At 70.9% G+C, this 19,331-nt stretch carries 19 protein-coding genes and 1 tRNA gene; 11 read left to right on the forward strand and 9 right to left on the reverse strand.

All coding sequences use genetic code 11. The features are described from left to right. Nucleotides 1–120: 120 nt before the first annotated feature. From KBX71_RS10720 to KBX71_RS10730, 3 genes are read right to left on the reverse strand one after another with little or no spacing between them, the layout of a single operon-like run. Nucleotides 121–582 carry a RidA family protein gene (locus KBX71_RS10720; protein WP_124815393.1) on the reverse strand — a complete coding sequence of 154 codons (462 nt, stop codon included), beginning with the start codon at nt 580–582 and terminating at the stop codon, nt 121–123. After that, entirely contained in the window at nt 579–734 is a 156-nt protein-coding gene (locus tag KBX71_RS10725; protein WP_007466198.1) for a DUF4177 domain-containing protein, read from the reverse strand. The genes KBX71_RS10720 and KBX71_RS10725 overlap by 4 nt, the downstream gene beginning before the upstream one ends. A gap of 44 nt (nt 735–778) precedes the next feature. Next, a complete protein-coding gene (locus KBX71_RS10730; RefSeq protein WP_210817787.1) occupies nt 779–1,261 on the reverse strand; it encodes a hypothetical protein in 483 nt (160 codons plus the stop codon). Nucleotides 1,262–1,705: 444 nt separating this feature from the next. On the opposite strand from KBX71_RS10730, the gene KBX71_RS34540 reads away from it, so the two are divergent. The 3 genes from KBX71_RS34540 to KBX71_RS10745 are packed head-to-tail and all read left to right on the forward strand — an operon-like array spanning nt 1,706 to nt 4,607. Beyond that, the gene (locus KBX71_RS34540) at nt 1,706–2,398 is read left to right on the forward strand and encodes a hypothetical protein (RefSeq protein ID WP_210817823.1); all 693 of its coding nucleotides are present in this window, start codon (nt 1,706–1,708) and stop codon (nt 2,396–2,398) included. A gap of 26 nt (nt 2,399–2,424) precedes the next feature. Next, a complete protein-coding gene (locus tag KBX71_RS10740; RefSeq protein ID WP_210817788.1) occupies nt 2,425–3,402 on the forward strand; it encodes an ArsA family ATPase in 978 nt (325 codons plus the stop codon). A gap of 53 nt (nt 3,403–3,455) precedes the next feature. Beyond that, the gene (locus tag KBX71_RS10745; RefSeq protein WP_167492914.1) at nt 3,456–4,607 is read left to right on the forward strand and encodes an ArsA-related P-loop ATPase; all 1,152 of its coding nucleotides are present in this window, start codon (nt 3,456–3,458) and stop codon (nt 4,605–4,607) included. A gap of 6 nt (nt 4,608–4,613) precedes the next feature. Here the strand turns inward: KBX71_RS10745 and KBX71_RS10750 are convergent, their stop codons facing one another. Continuing rightward, entirely contained in the window at nt 4,614–4,934 is a 321-nt protein-coding gene (locus tag KBX71_RS10750) for a WhiB family transcriptional regulator (RefSeq protein WP_030328078.1), read from the reverse strand. A 407-nt stretch (nt 4,935–5,341) separates the two neighbouring features. On the opposite strand from KBX71_RS10750, the gene KBX71_RS10755 reads away from it, so the two are divergent. Then, nucleotides 5,342–7,774, forward strand: a complete 2,433-nt coding sequence (locus KBX71_RS10755; protein WP_210817789.1) for a transglycosylase domain-containing protein — start codon at nt 5,342–5,344, stop codon at nt 7,772–7,774. A 115-nt stretch (nt 7,775–7,889) separates the two neighbouring features. Here the strand turns inward: KBX71_RS10755 and KBX71_RS10760 are convergent, their stop codons facing one another. Next, nucleotides 7,890–8,345: a GatB/YqeY domain-containing protein gene (locus KBX71_RS10760; RefSeq protein WP_196929129.1), complete on the reverse strand. Its 456-nt coding sequence runs from the start codon at nt 8,343–8,345 to the stop codon at nt 7,890–7,892. A gap of 25 nt (nt 8,346–8,370) precedes the next feature. Here KBX71_RS10760 and KBX71_RS10765 point away from each other — a divergent pair, with 25 nt between their 5' ends. The 4 genes from KBX71_RS10765 to KBX71_RS10780 all read left to right on the forward strand — a co-directional run bounded on the left by KBX71_RS10765 (nt 8,371) and on the right by KBX71_RS10780 (nt 11,017). After that, nucleotides 8,371–9,264: a metallophosphoesterase gene (locus KBX71_RS10765; protein ID WP_210817790.1), complete on the forward strand. Its 894-nt coding sequence runs from the start codon at nt 8,371–8,373 to the stop codon at nt 9,262–9,264. A gap of 193 nt (nt 9,265–9,457) precedes the next feature. After that, a tRNA-Pro gene (locus tag KBX71_RS10770) sits at nt 9,458–9,534 on the forward strand. Nucleotides 9,535–9,748: 214 nt separating this feature from the next. Next, complete coding sequence (locus tag KBX71_RS10775; RefSeq protein WP_210817791.1) at nt 9,749–10,042, forward strand: hypothetical protein; 294 nt, start codon at nt 9,749–9,751, stop codon at nt 10,040–10,042. A gap of 150 nt (nt 10,043–10,192) precedes the next feature. Continuing rightward, nucleotides 10,193–11,017, forward strand: a complete 825-nt coding sequence (locus KBX71_RS10780) for a class I SAM-dependent methyltransferase (RefSeq protein ID WP_210817792.1) — start codon at nt 10,193–10,195, stop codon at nt 11,015–11,017. Nucleotides 11,018–11,085: 68 nt separating this feature from the next. Here KBX71_RS10780 and KBX71_RS10785 read toward each other — a convergent pair whose 3' ends face one another. Further along, nucleotides 11,086–11,559 (reverse strand): hypothetical protein, encoded by a 474-nt coding sequence (locus KBX71_RS10785; RefSeq protein WP_124815161.1) that lies wholly within the window; start codon nt 11,557–11,559, stop codon nt 11,086–11,088. 150 nt (nt 11,560–11,709) lie between these two features. On the opposite strand from KBX71_RS10785, the gene KBX71_RS10790 reads away from it, so the two are divergent. Continuing rightward, nucleotides 11,710–12,996: an MFS transporter gene (locus tag KBX71_RS10790; RefSeq protein ID WP_210817793.1), complete on the forward strand. Its 1,287-nt coding sequence runs from the start codon at nt 11,710–11,712 to the stop codon at nt 12,994–12,996. Nucleotides 12,997–13,336: 340 nt separating this feature from the next. Here the strand turns inward: KBX71_RS10790 and KBX71_RS10795 are convergent, their stop codons facing one another. Next, on the reverse strand, nt 13,337–15,043 hold the full coding sequence (locus KBX71_RS10795) for a bifunctional UDP-sugar hydrolase/5'-nucleotidase (protein ID WP_210817794.1): 1,707 nt from the start codon (nt 15,041–15,043) through the stop codon (nt 13,337–13,339). A 276-nt stretch (nt 15,044–15,319) separates the two neighbouring features. On the opposite strand from KBX71_RS10795, the gene KBX71_RS10800 reads away from it, so the two are divergent. Beyond that, complete coding sequence (locus tag KBX71_RS10800; protein WP_210817795.1) at nt 15,320–16,117, forward strand: alpha/beta fold hydrolase; 798 nt, start codon at nt 15,320–15,322, stop codon at nt 16,115–16,117. A gap of 46 nt (nt 16,118–16,163) precedes the next feature. On the opposite strand, the gene KBX71_RS10805 is transcribed toward KBX71_RS10800, so the two are convergent. After that, complete coding sequence (locus KBX71_RS10805; RefSeq protein ID WP_210817796.1) at nt 16,164–16,814, reverse strand: histone deacetylase; 651 nt, start codon at nt 16,812–16,814, stop codon at nt 16,164–16,166. 10 nt (nt 16,815–16,824) lie between these two features. After that, a complete protein-coding gene (locus KBX71_RS10810) occupies nt 16,825–17,604 on the reverse strand; it encodes a phosphodiesterase (protein WP_210817797.1) in 780 nt (259 codons plus the stop codon). Nucleotides 17,605–17,802: 198 nt separating this feature from the next. On the opposite strand from KBX71_RS10810, the gene KBX71_RS10815 reads away from it, so the two are divergent. After that, the gene (locus tag KBX71_RS10815; RefSeq protein WP_210817798.1) at nt 17,803–19,212 is read left to right on the forward strand and encodes a sensor domain-containing diguanylate cyclase; all 1,410 of its coding nucleotides are present in this window, start codon (nt 17,803–17,805) and stop codon (nt 19,210–19,212) included. Nucleotides 19,213–19,331: the final 119 nt, after the last annotated feature.

Consider the following 19,331-nt stretch of genomic DNA (forward strand, 5'->3'; position numbering starts at 1 on the left):
TGCGATCGTACGACCCCGCCCGCCACACCCCACGATCTTGCACTTGCGGCCCCTGATTCATCCCCGTTCAGGGCTTTCGTCGGGGCAGAAAGTGCAAGATCGCGGGGCGTTGGGGACGCGTCAGGCGACCTCGACGATCAGTTCGATCTCCACCGGGGCGTCCAGCGGCAACTCGGCCACACCTACCGCGCTGCGCGCGTGGCGGCCGGCCTCCCCGAAGACGGTGCCGAAGAGGTCGGAGGCACCGTTGATCACGGCGGGCTGACCGGTGAAGCCGGGCGCGGAGGCCACGAACCCGGTCACCTTGACCACCTTGACCACGTTCTCCAGGCCGACCAGCGAGTCGACCGCGGCCAGCGCGTTGAGCGCGCACCGCTGGGCCAGATCCTTCGCCTGGTCGGCGGAGATTCCGGCGCCGACCTTGCCGGTCGCGAGCAGCTTTCCCTCGGCGATCGGCAGCTGGCCGGAAACGTACACGTGCTGCCCGGACTGCACCGCTGGGACGTAGCTGGCCACCGGCGGCACGACCTCGGGCAGTTCGAGACCCAACTCGGCGAGCTTCGCGTGCGGACCGTTACTCACGCCTTGGGCCGCTTCAGGTAGGCGACCAGCTGGTCCGGATTCGGGCCGGGGACCACGGCGACGAGCTCCCACCCGTCCTCGCCCCAGTTGTCGAGGATCTGCTTGGTCGCGTGGACCAGCAGCGGGACCGTGGAGTATTCCCACTTCTGCATCGCTGAAGGGCTCCCTCTTGGTGCGGAATTGTTCGTGGGACAGCCTACGGTCCGCTGGCCGGGCGAGGTACGGGACGCTGCTCCGGCGCGGCCGGCAGCTCCCCGCAGTGCCCCTCGTGCTCGTACCCCTGGGGGCAGCGGGACCGGTCGGGCAGCAGCAGGTCACAGAAGACCCGGTGCCGGTTGTTCTGATCGTCGGCGTTCGACACTGTGGTCTCGCCGGCGTCCAGCTCGGGCAGGAACCCCAGGGACACCGCGACCCGGCCGGCCAGCACTGTCGCCGCCGCCAGGTTCGGCACCCGGATCGGCAGGTGGATGACGAAGCCCGGCTCGTCGTCGTCGCGGGTCCGCTCGGCGGGCTGGCTCGGCACCTGGGCCGTCTCCGCCTGCTCCGGCATCCGGCGGTACGACCGTTCGTTGATCGGCTGGTTGGTGACCTGCCCGCCGGCCTCGACCACGGACCCGGGCCGGCGGGGCCGGTCGTTCGTCGGGAACTGGGTGCGAGGAATGTTGTCCGCGTCGCGCATGCACTGCCTCCGGTCGTACCTCTCGGACCATGCTTCCGGCCCGGACCCATTCGTCCGTTCCGGCCCCCGCACCGGGACGAAGGTAGGTCTGTGGCCGCAGTCCCGCCAGCAGGACGCGCACAAGAGGTCACCAACAGTCACATATGCGACACACCGCAGGTCGGGGGCCTGACACCGAAACCGACGCGGGTACCGCTCACCGGACCGCTGGGGCCAACCGACCGGCAGGGGCGACACCGAGCCGGTCATCGACCGCTACCCTTCCGGTCGGACGGTCGCGCAGCGCCCGGCCGCCCGCTCGATCACGCTCGACGCCAGGGGTGGCGGCGGGCGCCGCACCCCTGGGGGAACGACATGACCCACCCGCCCAGCGGCGACCAGGCCGGCCCACCCGCTCACCTGCCGGCCCACCCGGATCCCGCCGGTCAGCCCGGCGCGCGGGCCATCCCCGGCCAGCCAACCCCCGCCCCGCCGCCCGGGCAGCTCGCCCTCCCCGCATCCCCCGCTCCGCCGGCGCTCCCCGCCGCCCCCACCTCACCGGCCTTCCCCGGGCAGCCCACCGGTGCCGGGCAGCCGGAAGGGCTCGGCGAGCCCACTTCGGCCGCCGCATCGACGCAGTCGGGCGCCCCGAACCCCTCGTCGATCCCCCCGCCCCCGCCGGCCTACCCGCCCTACCCGGGCACGGCCGAGCCGAAGAAGAAGCGCGGGCTGCTGATCGCGGCGATCGCACTGGTCGTGATCATGGTGCTCTGCGTGGGCGGCGGTGTGGTGGCCTTCCTGACCCTGCGCGATGCCGAGACCGGCGAGGGCGCCAAGGAGCCGACGGTCGCTGTCGACGAGTTCCTCACCGCGGTCTACAAGGATCGCGACGCGACCAGGGCGGCCAGTCGCGTCTGCGCCGCCTCCCGCGACGACGACAAGATCGCCGCGAAGGTGGCCGAGGTGGAGAAGTACGCCTCCACGTACCAGAACCCGCGCTTCCGGTGGACCAGCCCGAAGGTGGACAACCAGACCGGGGAACGGGCCACCGTCTCCACCCGGCTCACCATGACCACCGCCGACGAGAAGGTGGCCGACCAGGAGTTGCGCTTCACTGTGGTGCAGAAGACGGGTTGGTGGGTCTGCGAGGTCGCGTGACCGCGACGCCTGGATAGGCTCGACGGGTGTGTGCAGCTGAGCGCCCGATCGACCCGGCCGGTACCGGCTGGCCCGCCCGCCTCCACGTGGTGACCGGCAAGGGCGGCACCGGTAAGACCAGCGTGGCGGCGGCACTGGCCCTCGCGCTCGCCGCCGGTGGCCGACGCACCCTGCTGGTCGAGGTCGAGGGGCGGCAGGGCATCGCCCAGCTGTTCGGCATCGACCCGCTGCCCTACGAGGAGCGGCACCTCGCCGACGCGCCGGACGGCGGTGAGGTGCGCGCGCTGGCGGTGGACGCCGAGGAGGCGCTGCTCGAGTACCTGGACATGTTCTACAAACTGGGTGCGGCGGGCCGGGCGCTGCGCAAGCTCGGCGCCATCGACTTCGCCACCACCATCGCCCCCGGCCTACGGGACGTCCTCCTCACCGGCAAGGTGAAGGAGGCCACCACCCGCACCACCGGGCAGCGGCGCGCGTACGACGCGGTGGTGCTGGACGCCCCGCCGACCGGGCGGATCGGCCGATTCCTCAACGTGACGGCGGAGACCGCCCGGCTGGCCAAGGTGGGCCCGATCAAGACCCAGAGCGAGGGGGTCGCCGCGTTGCTGCGGTCCCCGATTACCGCGGTGCACGTGGTCACGCTGCTGGAGGAGATGCCGATCCAGGAGACGGTCGACGCGATCGCCGACCTGACCGCCCTCGGCTTCGGCGTCGGGAGGGTGCTCGTCAACGGTGTCCGACCCCCGCTGCCCGCCGGGCCGGCGGTCACCGCCGCGGAGTTGCGGCGTGGGCTGGTCGCCGCCGGGCTGCCGGCCGAACGGGACATCGTGACCGGGCTGCACGACGAGGCACGTGACCAGCTCATCCGGCGCGAACTGGAGGATTCGCTCCGCGCCGACCTGGTGGAGTTGGGGCTGCCGATGATCGAGCTGCCGTTGCTGCCCGACGGGGTGGACCGGGCTGGGCTCGCGACGCTGGCCCAGGCCCTCGTCCGCGCCGAATGACTCACACCTGAGCGCAGCACGGGCGCGCGGACCCACCGGCCCGATACGCTCGATTGGTGCCTTCCGAAGACGCGGCGCCGCAGCTGGACGTCGACCAGATCCTCGCCGACCCGGGCGTGCGGATCGTCGTGTGCTGTGGTGCCGGCGGAGTGGGAAAGACGACCACGGCCGCGGCGCTGGCGCTGCGGGCCGCCGAGCACCACGGTCGGCGCACTGTGGTGCTCACCATCGACCCGGCCCGCCGGCTGGCCCAGTCGCTGGGCCTGACCGAGCTGGACAACACCCCCCGCCAGGTCAAGGGCATCGACGTCGAGAGCAGTGGCGGCGAGTTGCACGCCATGATGCTGGACATGAAGCGCACCTTCGACGACGTCGTGTTGCAGCACACCGACCCGACGAAGGCCGCGGAGATCTTCGCGAACCCGTTCTACCAGGCGATGAGCTCGACCTTCGCCGGCACGCAGGAATACATGGCGATGGAGAAGCTGGGCCAGCTGCACGCCCGGGGCGAATGGGACCTCATCGTGGTGGACACACCACCGTCCCGCTCGGCACTTGACTTCCTGGACGCGCCGGCTCGACTCTCCCGATTCCTCGACGGCCGGATGCTGCGATTGCTGCTGGCCCCGGCGCGCAGCGGCGGCCGGAGCATGTTCAGCCTGGTCACGGCCTCGTTCGGGATGTTCTCGAAGGTGGTGCAGAAGGTGCTCGGCGCGCAGCTGCTCACCGACCTGTCCGGCTTCGTGGCGGCACTGGATTCGATGTTCGGTGGCTTCCGGCAGCGCGCCGAGCAGACGTACCGCATCCTGCAGGCGCGGGAGACGGCCTTTCTGCTGGTCGCGACACCGGAGCCGGACGCGGTCCGGGAGGCCGCCTACTTCGCGGGCCGCCTGCGGGACGAGCGGATGCCGCTGGCCGGGCTGGTGCTCAACCGGGTGCACCGCCCGGCGGTTCCGAAGCTGGACGCCGAGCAGAGCCGGGTCGCCGCCGAGCGGCTGACCGAGCTGGGTGGGCACGAGGCCACCGCCGACGTGCTGCGGGCGCACGCGACGCTGGCTCGCCAGGCGGTACGCGAGCAGCAGGTCGCCGCACGCTTCACCGAGGCGTTCCCGGCCGTGCCGGCGGTGTCGGTCACGGCGCAGCCCGCCGACGTGCACGACGTCGACGGGCTACGAACGATCGGCGCGGCGATCAGCCGGCCGTGACCGGCGTCAGTTGGCCGCGCTGACCAGAATCTTGTCCTTGCCGGCCTTGTCCTTGCTGTTCTTCTTCATCGCGGCCTCGAACATCTTGCGCCAGCTCGTCACCTGAGGGTGACGACGCAGTAGCGCCCGCCGTTCGCGTTCGGTCATGCCGCCCCACACACCGAACTCGATCCGGTTGTCCAGCGCGTCGGCCAGGCACTCGTACCGAACTGGGCAGCTCCGGCAGATCCGCTTCGCCACGTTCTGTTCGGCGCCCTGTACGAACAACGCGTCCGGGTCCCCGTTCTGACACGCCGCCAGCGACGGCCAGTCAGTGATCATGCCCATGTGTACACGTCCCCCCTTGCAGTACCTACCGACCTCGTCGATGCACGTCAGCCGGCAATTCCCCCCGATCGCCCGGCCTGCCTTCCCCAAGGCGGCACGGACGACATGTGGCGCTGTCGCCGCCCCCATCATGCTCTGTAGTCGACTGATTACGCAACGTTGTCGACGAAATCCATCATTTCGGACAGTCCCGGCTTCCCGGGCCTTCGACCGCCGGTTACCCCGCCGAGGTCAGCGATAACGCTGGGCCGCCTCAATGAATCGGAGGAGACTCACGCCAGGTCACACGCAACCAAGCACCGGGGGTCGTGCGTTTAGCACAACGAGGGCAGCGCGCGCAGGAAATGGGGAAAGAACGCCCCAGCGCCCCTCGTTCCCTACTCGCGTACCATGCCGAGGTGACCTGGATGCGGAAACGTGACCACAATGTGCTGACCAACGCCGCATCGCTACTCGTGTGCGGCCTGCTGGCCGGCGTGGTGGTCGCTGCGGCGGCCTTCCCCGCGGTAGCGATGTCCGGCCTGGCCGCGAAGGCCGGCGCCGAGACATTCGGTGCCCTGCCCACGGAGCTGACGGTGGCCCGCGCGCCACAGATCAGCTACCTGCTGGCGTCGGACGGCAAGACCCCGCTCGCGACGATGTACGACGAGAACCGACGGGACGTGAAGCTCGCCGACATCTCGCCGTTCATGCAGAAGGCCATCATCGCGGCCGAGGACCATGACTTCTACAAGCACAACGGCGTCGACATCAACGGCGTCGCCCGCGCGTTCGTCAACAACCAGACCGATGGCTCCGGCCAGCAGGGCGCCTCGACGCTGACCATGCAGTACGTCCGGCTGGCCATCGCCTACTCGGCCACCCACCCGGCCGACGTGGTCGCGGCGACCGAGGACACCAGCGCCCGCAAGCTGCGCGAGATGAAGCTGGCCCTCCAGGTCGACAAGGAGTTCTCCAAGGACGAGGTCCTCACCCGCTACCTCAACCTGGCCTCGTTCGGCAACGGCGCGTACGGCATCTTCGCCGCCAGCCAGGTCTACTTCGGTAAGCCGCCGAGCAAGCTGAAGATCGAAGAGGCGGCGTTGCTGGCCGGCATGGTCAAGGCGCCGACGACGAACGACCCGACCACCGAGGCCGGCTACCCGCTCGCGCTGGATCGGCGCAACTACGTCATCCAGAACATGGTCGACATCAAGGCCATCACCCAGCAGGAGGCGGACGTCGCCAAGGCGGCCAAGCTGGTGGTGAAGGACAAGCGCACCCCGAACGGCTGCGTCGCCGCCAACGTCAACGAGTGGGGCTTCTTCTGCGACTACTTCTACCGCTGGTGGATGGATCAGGAGACGTTCGGCTCGACCACGTACGACCGGGAGCGCCGGCTGAAGAGCGGCGGCTACACCGTCGTGACCTCGATCGACATCCAGGCGCAGCGTGGCGCGGACAAGGCGGTCCGTAAGGCCAAGAGCGTGAACAGCAAGGAAGCGGCAATGGTCGCGGTCGTCGAGCCGGGCACCGGCCGGGTGCGGGCGCTCGCGGTCAACCGGCAGTTCAAGCTCGACGACCCGAAGAACCCGAAGAACAAGATCTCCAGCGATCCCGCGAAGAGCAAGAAGAAGATCCGGGGCAACTACCCGGCGACTGTCAACCCGCTGCTCACCGGCGGCAACGGCATCACCGGATACCAGGCCGGCTCGACCTTCAAGATCTTCAGCATCGTCGCCGCGCTGGAGAAGGGCATCCCGCTCAGCTACACGATGAACGCGCCGCAGCAGTTCAAGTCGGAATACATCATCGACAGCAGCAGCCCGGCGGCCTGCAAGGGCACCCACTTTTACTGCCCGACCAACTCCGGCCTCAAGGCCGGCGGCGTGCAGAGCATGTGGAGCGCGTTCAGCGCGTCGATCAACACCTACTTCGTCCCGCTCCAGCAGCAGGTCGGCGCGGAGAACGTGGTCGACGCCGCCCGGCGGGCTGGCATCCAGTTCCGGGCGAGCAACGACGCCAAGTTCGCCGCGACCAAGGACGCCGCCCACCAGTGGGGCGCCTTCACCCTGGGTGTCTCCTCCACCACGCCGCTCGACCTGGCCAACGCGTACGCGACTCTCGCGGCGGACGGCAAGTACTGCGAGCCGATCCCGGTGCAGGAAATCCGGGACCCGGAGGGCAACAAGCTGGACATCGCCAACCCGCGCTGTGAGAAGCGGTTCAGCACCGAGGTGGCCCGGGCCGCCGTGGATGCCGCCCGCTGCCCGGTCGGCGACAACTCCAGCACCAGCAAGTGCGGTGGTAGCCGTACGGCCGCCGTCGTGAAGGGCATCGTCGACGCGCCGGTGGCCGGTAAGTCCGGCACCACCGACTCGGAGAAGACGGCCGCCCTGGTCGCCATGACCAAGCAGTACTCGGTGGCCGGCATCATGGCCGACCCGGACTGGCCGCAGACCAACGTGAAGATGAAGCACTCCCAGAAGGACGGCATCAACCCGCCGGTGTACGAGACCCTGCGGGATGCCATGAAGGGCAAACCGCGGATCCAGTTTGAGGAGCCGGGTCAGAAGATCTCCCAGGGTGACCAGCGCAGCATCCCCGACGTGAAGTGCGTTTCGGTGGACACCGCGAAGTCCCGGCTCAAGGGCGCCGGCTTCGAGCCGGTCGTCTCCAGCGCGAAGGTGCCGTCCTCCTGCAAGGCGGGTGACGCGGCTGGCACCAGCCCAGACGGACGCACGATCAAGAATGGCGTGGTCACCATCGAGGTCAGCAGCGGCGGCGGCACGCCGGGCAACACCGACGGCACTCCGGGCGGCCCGCCCGGGGGTCGACCCGGTGGTCGCCCCGGCGGCTGAGCCGACGAGTAGGACACGACGGGCGGGCACCCTCCTCGGGTGCCCGCCCGTTTCGTCTGTCCGGACCGGCGAGCGGCTGCGACAACCGTCGCGCCGCCCCGCCGGCCCTGGCGGGTCAGAGACCGAGCTGTCGGCGTACCTCGGCGGCCACCCGGCCACCCTCGGCCTGGCCCGCCACCGCGGCCTGGGCTGCCTTCATCGCCGGGCCCATCTGGGCCTTGCCGGTGAAGCCGCCCGCGGCGAGCGCCCCCGACACCAGCTCGGTCAGGTCGGCGTCCGAGAGCTGCCTGGGCAGGTAGCGGTCCAACACCTCACCCTCGGCGCTCTCCTTCGCGGCCTGCTCGGCGCGGCCGGCGTCGGCGAAGGCGGTGGCCGCCTCCCGACGCTTCTTGGCTTCCTTGGTCAGCACCGCGAGCACCTCGTCATCGGTGAGCTCGCGCTTGGCCTTGCCGGCGACCTCGGCGGTGCCGACGGCGGCCAGGGCCATCCGCAGCGTGGAGGTGGTCAGCTCGTCGCGCGCCTTGAGCGCGGAACGCATGTCGGCAGTGAGGCGGTCCTTCAGCGTGCTCATGGACGGTCAAACTACCCTGAACGCCATGCGAAAGCGCACACTATTCCGGCTCGCCGCCGGAACCGCCACGATCGGCGCGGCCACCCTCGCGTACGCGTCGCTCGTCGAGCGCAACATGTTCACCCTGCGGCGGTACGACGTGCCGGTGCTCCCGGCCGACGCGGAGCCGCTGCGCGTGCTGCACCTGTCGGACCTGCACATGATGCCCGACCAGGCGCGCAAGCAGCGCTGGGTGGCGTCGCTGGCCGCCCTCGACCCCGACCTGGTGGTGGTGACCGGCGACAACATGGCACACCCGGGCGCGGTGCCCGGGGTGCTGCGGGCCCTGCAACCGCTGCTGGACTACCCGGGCGCCTTCGTGTTCGGCTCCAACGACTACACCGGGCCGGTGTTGAAGAACCCCTTCACCTACTTCCTGCCCGACCGGGAGTACACCGAGGGCGTCGAGCTGCCCTACGAGGAGCTGCGTGAGGTGTTCACCGGCGCCGGCTGGGCGGACCTCAACAACGCCCGGACCACGCTGAAGGCCGGTGGCCGACAGCTCGACCTGGTCGGCGTCGACGACCCGCACATCGGCCGGGACGACTACCCTGCCGTCGCCGGCGCGGTGTCGTCCTCGGCGGACCTCTCCATCGCGCTGACGCACTCACCCGAACCACGGGTCCTCGACCAGATGGCGGCGGACGGCTTCGGGCTGCTGCTGGCCGGGCACACCCACGGTGGTCAGGTCTGCGTACCGGGCTTCGGGGCGCTGGTGACCAACTGCGGCCTGCCCCGCTCGATGGCGCGCGGCCTGCACCGGTGGCCGGGGTCGGACTCCTGGCTGCACGTCTCCGCCGGCCTCGGCACCCACCCGACCGCCCCGATCCGCTTCGCCTGCCCCCCGGAGGCCAGCATCCTCACCCTCATCCCCCGCTGACCGCCCCGCCGCGCGCTTTCACGCCGCCTGCTTCAAGATCCGGGCAGCATCAGGGATGTTGCTGCCTCGGCGTGTCGTGAGGCAGCAACATCCCGGGAGTTGCGCGGATCTTGGCCACGCCGGACGGGGTCGGGCGGCAGGGGTACCGAGTTTGACCATCGGGGCGGGTGGGCTACTATTTGTCGGCACGCCTCGGGGTGTGGCGCAGCTTGGTAGCGCGCTTCGTTCGGGACGAAGAGGTCGTCGGTTCGAATCCGGCCACCCCGACCAGAGGTAAAAGGCCAGGTGAGATCTTCTCTCACCTGGCCTTTTTGTCTGCCGCGGCAAGCCCTGTCGACCGATTCCGGTGCCACGGCCGCGTGGCTAGCGTCCGCGTATGACCCACCCTCAGACGCCTCAACCGTTCATCCCGCCCGACGGCCCGGCAGGGGCACCCCTTGTGACCCCGGGGGCCGGCCGCGCCACCGCCATCTCCTTTCTGGCCGTGTACGTGTTGGCGGGCCTGGCGACGGTGTGTTGGGCGGGAGCGGCGTACAGCGCCCAGGTGATCTTTCTTGGCCGCGACATGGTCGAGGGTCTGCTGAGCTTCGTCGGACTGCTCGGGCTCGCTGGGTTTGAAGTGTTCGCGTTGCTGTTTACCATCACCGCCGCTTCGGAGCTGCGCGGGCGCAACTCGCCTCGTGCGGCCCTGGTGGCCGGGCTGGCCGCGGTCGCCGGGGTTGTCGCGACGATCGTGTTCCTGATCTGGGTTTCGACGACCGCGAATGCCGGCTCGTAGCGAGCATCGACGCGAAGCTCGGCGATGGCAGGACCAGGGACGTCAGGCCGACCGGCCTTCAGCTGCGAATATAGGTGTTTCTACCGATCCCCCGAGGGGCGGCCGCCCCTAACGTCAGCGGCACACCACAATGTCCGAGGGGGACCACCGATGACCATCGCACCCGATCTCATCGCCGTGAAGGCACGCCAGCAGGTGACGTGGGCCAGCGGTGACTACGGCGCGGTCGCCGCGCTCATCCACCCGATCTCCGAGCTTCTGGTGACCGCCGCCGACCTGTCGGCCGGCGCCCGCGTCCTCGACGTGGCGACAGGGTCCGGCAACGCCGCCATCGCCGCCGCCCGCTGCGGCTGCATCGTGACCGGCGTCGACTACGTACCCGAACTGTTGGAACGCGGCAAGGCCCGCGCCGCTGCGGAACGACTCCCGATCACGTTCGTGACCGGCGACGCGGAGCGCCTGGCGTACGCCGACGGGTCCTTCGACGCGGTGCTCTCCGTCGTCGGCGTGATGTTCGCGCCGGACCAGGAGCGGGCGGCGACCGAGCTGGTCCGGGTCTGCCGGCCCGGCGGCACGGTGGCGCTGGCGGCGTGGACGCCGCAGGGCTTCATCGGCGACCTGTTCCGCACGGTGGGGCGGCACGTGCCGCCACCGGCGGGGCTGCGCCCGCCGGCCGAGTGGGGCGACGAGGGCCGGGTCCGCGAGCTGCTCGGCGCGGCCGTCAGTGAACTGCGGGCGGTACGCCGGGAGTTCGTCTTCCGCTTCGGCACACCCGAGGAGTTCGCCGACTTCTTCCGGGTCAACTACGGGCCGACGTTGAAGGCGTTCGAGGCACTGCCCGAGGAACGACGCCCGGACCTGCACGCCGATCTGGTGGAGCTGGCCCGCACCCACAACCGCGCCACCGACGCCACGGTCCGCATCCCGGCGGGATACCTGGAGGTCGTGGCGCGGCGGGCCCCCGACCCGGCCTGACGCACGTCCGCGCCACGCCCTTCGAGGTGACGCGAACCGGTCAGTCCTGCCGGTCGGTACGCGCGATCTCAGTCCTGCCGCTCGGTGCGCTCGATCTCCGTGAACGCGGCGGCCAGGTAGTCGTCCAACGGCACGCTGGTCGCCGCCAACAGGTCGGCCACGAGCAGCGGGGCGTGTCGGGCCAGCGCCGAGGCGTCCGGCGGTGACTCGTCGCCGTCGGGGTCGTACACCCCCAACGCGCCGGCCAGCAGGACGAGCACCACGTGCGGGTCGACGTCCGTTCGCCACCGCGTCGACTCCTGCACGCAGCGGGTCAACACCTGGCGGATGTCGTCGCCGGTCAACCCGTCCGGATGGCTCTCCTCCAACAGCAACCGGACCACCGCGCCGAGCACCAGGCCGGAACGCTCGTCCGCGGCGAGACCGCCGACCGCCTCGTCGTACGCCTGACCGTCGCGTGCCTGGGCGGCGGCGACGGCAGTCGTTGCGGTCACCGCGATGGCGCGGGCGGTAGCGGGCAGATGTCGCCAGGTGCCGGTCATCGAGCCAGCATCGCAGACCCGGCGGACACCGCCCGACCGCGATCAAGGCGGGTGGATCAACGTGGGGTTGGTCACCCGGCGGCCCCGGTGACCGCGAGACGTGGCCAAAACGGTTCGCGTGGCGTCAGACCCACCGAACAGAATGCGGGCATGTTGCGTCGTGCCCTGCCCCGCCGTTCGGAAGCTCGCCGGATCCTCCTCGGCACTCTGCTGTCGGCGATCGGGCGGGGTCTGACCCTGCCGTTCCTGTTCATCTACCTGACCGACGTACGCGGGCTCACCGACACCCGGGCCGGGCTCGTCATCGGCTGGTACGGCGTGGTCACCCTGGCCCTGTCGCCGCTGGGCGGGACGCTGATCGACCGGATCGGCGCCCGCCGGGTGGTGGTGCCCTGCCTGCTCATCGAGGCGATCGGCACCGGCTCGTTGGCGCTGGTCCACTCGACCGGCTCGGCCCTGCTGGTGATGACGGTGATCGCCATCGGCAGCTCGGCGATCTGGTCCGGGCAGAACACCATCCTCGCGTCGTTGACCGACGACGACGAGCGGCAACGCGTCTTCGGGTTGAACTTCGCCCTGCTCAACCTCGGCATCGGCATCGGTGGGATGACCTCGGGCGCGATCGTCGACACCGCCCGGCCCGGCACCTTCCACACGATCTACCTGCTGGACGCGGTGACCTACCTGATGCCGGCGCTGATCCTGCTCACCCTGCCCGGCGTGGGCCACCGACTAGGCAAACGTCGAGGCGCCGACGAACCGTCGCCCGGCGGCTACCTGACGGTGCTCCGTGACCGCCCGTTCCGGCGACTGGTGATCTTCGGGCTGATCCTGACCACCTGCGGGTACGCGCAAGTGGAGGTGGGCTTCGCCGCGTACGCGGTGCGGGTGGCCGAGGTGAACCCCCGGGTCGTTGCCTGGGCGCTCGCGGCCAACACCGTGATGATCGTGCTCGCGCAACTGCTGGTGATCCGCCGAATCGAAGGGCGCAGCCGCACCCGGGCGTTGGCCGTGGTGGGTGCGGTGTTCGCCGCCGCCTGGCTGGTCCTCGGCGCTGCCGGCCTGGTCAGCGGTGAGAACGCTGTGCTGGCCGCCCTGTGCGTGGTGCTCTGCTCGGCGATCTTCGGCTTCGGCGAGACGATGCTGTCCCCGGTGATGCCCGCTCTGACCAACGCGCTGGCCACCGACGAGCTGCGCGGCCGGTACAACGCGATGAGTTCGATGATCTTCGGCATCAGCGGTGTGATCGGCCCGGTGACCGCCGGCCCGCTCCTCGCCGCCGCCAACGGCATGGTCTGGGTTGCGACAGTGGTCGGCGGCTGCCTGCTCGCCTCGCTGGTAGCGCTGTCCCTGCGCCGGCTGCTCACCACCGAGCAGGACGGCCTGGCGACGACCATCGCGGCGTCCCCCAACCCCGCGCCCGCCCCCGCCGTCTGACCTCGAACACCCCGCGATCCGCGACCCGCGACCCGCGACCCGCGACCCGCGCCAAGATCCGAGCAACTTCCCGGATGTTGGTGCCTCGGGCGCGCGGGAGGCACCAACAACCCTGATGTTGCGCGGATCTTCCTCATTGATCTTGCCCGGAGCGGCGCGAGTGCGGGCGCGGGCGCGCACACGGGCGCGGGCGCGCACACGGGCGCGGGCGCGCACACGGGCGCGGGCGCGCACACGGGCGCGGGCGCGCACACGCACACGGGCACGGGTGGTGCGGTGTCTGGGACGGGTCGGGCCCCGGAGCTGGTGCTCCGGGGCCCGATGATCGCGGGGTCGGCCGTCAGGCGGCGGGGACCTCGGCGGTGGTGCGGATCCGGTCCAGCGTCGGTGCGGAGACCGGCGACTGGGCGGTCAGGTAGTCCACGAAGGCGTCCAGGTCGATCTGGCCGGTGACCAGGTTCGTGCCGCCGGTGAGGGCGCTGAAGCCGTCACCGCCGCCGGCCAGGAAGTTGTTCACAGTCACCCGGTAGGTGGCGGCGGTGTCGACGGCGGTGCCGCCGAGGGTGAGGCTGCCCCGGACCACGCGGGTGCCGGCGCACGGGTCGGCGACCGTGCCGGTGGTGCCGTTCGGGTCGACCACGTAGCCCACGGTGGCGGACGGGTACAGGGTCCGACCGGTGACGAACTGCTGTTCCAGGACGCAGTAGAGCTGCGCGCCGGTGAGGTCCAGTGTCACCAGGTTGTTGGCGAACGGCTGCACCGTGAACGCCTCCTCGTAGGTGACCGGGCCGGCGTCGAGGTCGGCCCGGACCCCGCCCGGGTTCATGAGGGCGGCGACTGCGTTCTGTTCGTTGTCGGTGGCGGCGAGTTGCGCGTCGGCGATCAGGTTGCCCAGTGGCGATTCGCCCAGACTCGTACCGAAGAGGGTTTCCTGGCTCCGGGTGATCGCCTGGCTGGTCACGCCGACCTGGCGTCCGGCGACCGGGCCGAGCACCGTCTTGTACCGGTTGATCAGCGCGGTCTGCCGCGGGTCCTTGGCGACGTCACGGGTGACCACGACGTTGTTCGCGGCGGCGGATAGCACGTCCCCGCTCCGACGATCGATCTTGAGGTCGATGTCGGTGACCAGGCGACCGAACGAGCTGGCGCTGGTGACCAGCTTGCCGTTGATGTCGCAGTTGTACGCCTGGTGGGTGTGCCCGCTGACCACCACGTCGATCGACGGGTCCATCCGGTTGGTGATGTCCACGATGGGGCCGGTCATGCCGACGCAGTCGTTGATCCCACCGGTCGCGGCCTGGGTGCCGCCCTCGTGCAGCAGGACAACGATCGCCTGTACGCCCTTGCGGCGCAGCTCGCGAGCGTACCGGTTGGCGGTGTCCGCCTCGTCGGCGAAGCTGAGGCCCGCGACGCCCTGCTGGCTGACGATCTGTGGGGTGCCCTCCAGGGTCATGCCGATGAAGCCGACCTTGACGCCCTGCACCTTGTGGATCGCGTACGGGGCCATCAGCGGCTTGCCGGTCGCGGTCTTGAAGGCGTTCGCGGACAGGTACTGGAAGCCGGCCCCGCGGTACGGGGTGCCGTCGACGCAGCCGTCCACCGGGTGGCAGCCGCCGTTCTGGATTCGCAGCAGCTCGGCGGCGCCTTCGTCGAACTCGTGGTTGCCGACGCTGGCGTAGTCGAGCCCGGCCATGCTCAGCGCCTCGATGGTCGGCTCGTCGTGGAACGCGGCCGAGAGCAGCGGGGACGCGCCGATCAGGTCACCGGCGGCGACCGTGATGGTGTTCTTCTTCTTGGCTGCGGCGCGCAGCTCGGCCAGGTGGGTGGCCAGGAACTCGACACCACCCGCGGGCTGCCCGGCGATGGTGCCGCTGGATCCGGTCGGCGGTTCGAGGTTGCCGTGGAAGTCGTTGAGGGCCAGCAGTGTGACGTCGACCGGCTTCGGCCGCGCGTCGGCTTGCTCAGGGCTGGTGGCGACCGCGCCGAGGGCGGCCACCGCGAGCGCGGTCAGGCCGACAGCGGCCCGACGCATCCCGGGTATGAACATGGATCTCCTCGTGAGAATCGGCGCGTACGGTGCCCGGCCTGTGGGTCGACCGGGGCCGCCGACGGACGCCGTCGAAAGGGTCGCGGATGGCGGCGGTTGAGCATGGCCCCCGCCCCGACAGCCTCTCATCCGGATGCCGACCGGTCGACCCGGGCAGCACATCGGAGCAGCGCGTACGCCGAGGCCCGAATCGATCGGCGTTTGACGCGGTCTGCCGGACAGTGTCGGACCCAGGGTCTAGAAAGGACGGGACAGCCAACGCGGGCAGGAGGCATCGTGAGCGGATCGACTCCGGTGGTGGAGCAGGTGCGATCGGCGGACGGCACACCCATCGCGTTCGAACGGTCCGGTGCCGGGCCGGCGGTCGTCCTGGTCGGCGGCGCGTTCAGTGATCGCAACGCGACCCGCGACCTGGGTGCGGCGTTGGCACCGGATTTCACAGTCTTCGGCTATGACCGTCGGGGTCGGGGCCACAGCGGCGACACCACGCCGTACGAGATCGGCCGCGAGATCGACGATCTGGCTGCCCTGATCGCGGCGGCAGGTGGTTCCGCCGCCGTCTACGGCATCTCCTCCGGCGCCGTCCTGGCCGCCCTCGCCACCGCTGAGGGGTTGCCGGTGACCGGGCTGGTCCTGTTCGAGCCGCCGTTCCAGGTTGGTTCGCACGTGGGCGTCCGCAAGAACATCACCCCACAGCTCATCGAGCTGATCGCCGCCGACGACCGGGACGGCGCGGTGGAGACCTTCCTCAGCGCCTCGGTGGGGCTGCCGGCCGAGCAGATCACCGCGATGAGGTCGCAACCGATGTGGGGTGGGTTGACGGCGGTCGCGCACACCCTGGTGTACGACGCGATCATCACCGCCGGAGGAAGACTCCCCGAGGGCCAGCTGGCGGCCATCACCACACCGACCCTCGCGGTGGACAGCACCGGCAGTCCACAGTGGTTGCGGGACGCGAGCCTGGCGGCGGCCGAGGCGGTTCCGGGTGGCCGGTCCGTCAGCCTCGACGGCGGCTACCACGATGTGCCGCCGACGACGCTGGCCCCCGCGCTGCGCGAGTTCCTCCTCGGTTGACGCCACCAGCGCACCACCCGGCCGGCGGGCGGCGGCCCTGGGCAGGTCAGCTGATGACCAGCGCCTTCTCGACCAAAGCCGCTACGGCGTCAGGCGGCCAGGCGCCCGCCACGCCGGGCCGGGCCGCCAGGTAGGTGGCGATCCGCTCGGCCGGCCAGCCGTGCGACTCGCGTAGGCCCCGGGCGATCATGCCGAGATAGATCGGCGCTGGTGGTCGGCACGGCACGGCTGACGCCCCCTCGGGGGCGGTGAAGGTGAGCAGCGGAACGCCGTCGCGGCTGCCCGGGCAGATCAGCGTCTCGTACCGTCCCGGGCCGAGCGTGGCTCGTCCGTTGGCGACGGCGGCGTCGATGGCCGTGCCGGTCGCCGGGATGAGTGCGGTCGTGTCGTCCGGCGGGCGGTACATCTCCTGTGCCGCGATGTCGGTGAACTGCTCCAGGGTGACGAGGTAGGCGCGGGCCGCGGCCTCGCCCGGCAGGTGCGGGTCGTAGAAGGCCATGCCGCCGGTCCAGGCACCGGACTCGCCGGCGAAGTAGATGCCTCCGGGCAGCGACACGGGCGTCGACCGGCTCGGTGGCCGCCGGTCGCGGCAGCCCGGGTACGTCCGTTTTCCGCCGGGTGGGCAGCCGCCGCCGATGTACCAGCCCAGTCGGGCCGCGTGCATGTTCGAGCCGTACGAGACGTACCAGGCCAGCATGGTGACGCCCTCAGAAGCCGCAGGTCTGCCCGGCGGAGTGGCTCACCTGCACGGTGTGGGTCACGCAGCCGCCGGCCTCGACCGAGTGCAGCAGGAAGGCGGTGGGCTCGTTGACCCAACCGATCTGCTCGTCGGCGCTCATGGTGAGGGTGCTCTGCTTCCACGTGCTGGGCGCCACGGTGAGGACCGTGCCCGCGTACGCCGTGGTGACCGGGCGGTGCAGGTGGCCGGCGGCGACCCGTACGACGTGGGGGTGCCGGCCGATCACCTCGGCGAGCGCGTCACCGTCGGCGAGCCGGATGGAGTCCGCCGCGGGGATGCCGACCGCGACCGGCGGATGGTGCAGGAAGAGCACGGCGGGCACCTCGGGCCGCCCGGCCAGCACCCCGTCGAGCCAGCCGAGTTGCTCCTCGCCGAGTTGGCCGCCGTCGCTGCCGGGGACGAGCGAGTCGAGCACCACGACCGACGCCGCCTCGTGGTCGACGTGGTAGTAGGCCGAGAAGCCGCCACCGAGCCACGGAGTGCCCCCGAACGCGTCGAGCAGGGACTCCCGGTCGTCATGGTTGCCGGTGGCCAGGTGCACCGGCAGCGGGAACCGGCCGATCACCTCGCGCAGGCCCGCGTACTCGTCGGGCTGGCCGTGGTCGACCAGATCGCCGGTGATCACCACGCAGGCCGGTCGGGGTCGCAACGCCAGCACCCGGCCGAGCGCTCGGTGCAACCCGGCGGCCGGTTCGGCGGCGAGCAGGCCGGTGGTCAGGTGCGGGTCACTGAGCTGGGCGATGAGCATGGGCTCGCCTCCTCGGCGCCGGGATGCTCCACGCTATCGCCAGGCGCGGCATCCCGGGGGGCGTGCGTCCACAGGCTGCGTCCACAGCCTGTGGATAGCACGTGTGTACGAAACCCGACTGTTCCAGCCACCGTGAGTACGCTTGATCGAGCGGTTCGGCGTCGGCCGGACCCCTCCCCTACCTGGAACGACGTGCGAGTGGATCATCAGCGAGTCATCCGTGACGTCACCGCCCGCCTGCCGATGGCGTCGAGCACGCCGGAGGCGTGTCGGTGGACGGTCACCGCGCTGTCCCGCCACACCCCGGCGACCATCTCCGTGCTGCTCGCGGTCCACGACCGCCTGCGCTGCGTGGCGGCGACCGGAGCCTGGCAGGTCTTCGCCACCGTGCCGGCACGCACCGGCATCGTCGGCCGGGTGTACGCCACCGGCGCTCCCGCCGTCGTCCCGGACGTCACGGTCGACCCGGACTACCTGCCGGTACGCCCGGACGTGACCGCCGAGCTGTGCGTACCGGTACTGGACCCGACCGGTCGGGCGATCGGCGTACTCGACCTGCAGTGGAGTGAGCCGACCGACCTGGAGCCGTGGCGGGAGACCGCGCAGCGGCTCGCCGACGGGCTCGGCGCGCGGATCGTCGCCCTCGGTGGCCCACCAGCGGAGAGCCGCAGCGAGAAGTTGCTCCGGCACGCCGCAGCGCTCTCCTCCGCTCCGACCGAGGGGGAGGTGATAGGGGTGGCCGCCCGCGCCGCCCGGGAGGTCTCCACGCTCTCCACCGCGCTGCTCCTGATCGGCGCTCAGCTCGGCCCGTCCCCGGCGATGCCGAACGACCTGGAAACCCGGATTCGCGCCGAACTGGCCGGGGCGGGTCCGGCAGCCCTGGACCGGATGGTCGAGCGGGCACACAGGTACGGCGCCGGGTACACGCTGGGCGAGGCCGGGCATCCCCCGACCGAGGACTACCGTCCGCTGACCCGGGCGGGGGTACGCACCCTGGTCGCCGTACCGGTCGGGCCGACGGACGCCGGCGGGGTGTTGCTGGTCGCCGACGAACGCGCGCTGCGTCCGGACCCGACCACTGTCAGCCTGATGGAACTGCTCGCCGGGCAGGCCTGGACGAGCGTGGACCGGCTACGCACGCTGGCCCGGCTGCGGGAGCAGGCCAGCTCCGACCCGCTGACCGGGTTACGGCACACCGGCCCGTTCGGGCAGCGGATCGCGGCGGCCACCCCCGGCCGTACGGCCCTGCTGGCGATCGACGTGGACGGCTTCAAGACCGTGAACGACACGTACGGCCACCAGGCCGGCGACCGGGTGCTGGTCGGGTTGGCCCGGGCGCTGGAGGAGGCGCTGCGGCACGGCGACGAGTTGTACCGGATCGGTGGCGACGAGTTCGTCGCGGTGATCGAGGTGAGCCGCCCGGAGGAGGCGGTCCGGATCGCCGAACGGCTGACCGAGGCGGCCCGACGCATCGGCCGCACGATCAGCGTGGGCATCGCCCTCCCCCGCCCCGGCGAAACCCCAGACCGCACGCTGAAAAGAGCCGACCAGGCCCTCTACGCGGTAAAACGCCAAGGCCGAGACGGCGTCCTGCTCTCCGCCGCCTAACCCACAGCCCCTCACGAGCCCCCAAGCCCCGGGCTCTCGCCGATCTTGCACTTTCGGTCGTCGCTTTGTCCGCATTCATCCCCTATGCCGCTGCAGGAACTGCAAGATCGGCGAGAGCC

The sequence above is a fragment of the Micromonospora sp. D93 genome, from assembly GCF_018070365.1.
Classification (GTDB): domain Bacteria; phylum Actinomycetota; class Actinomycetes; order Mycobacteriales; family Micromonosporaceae; genus Micromonospora; species Micromonospora ureilytica.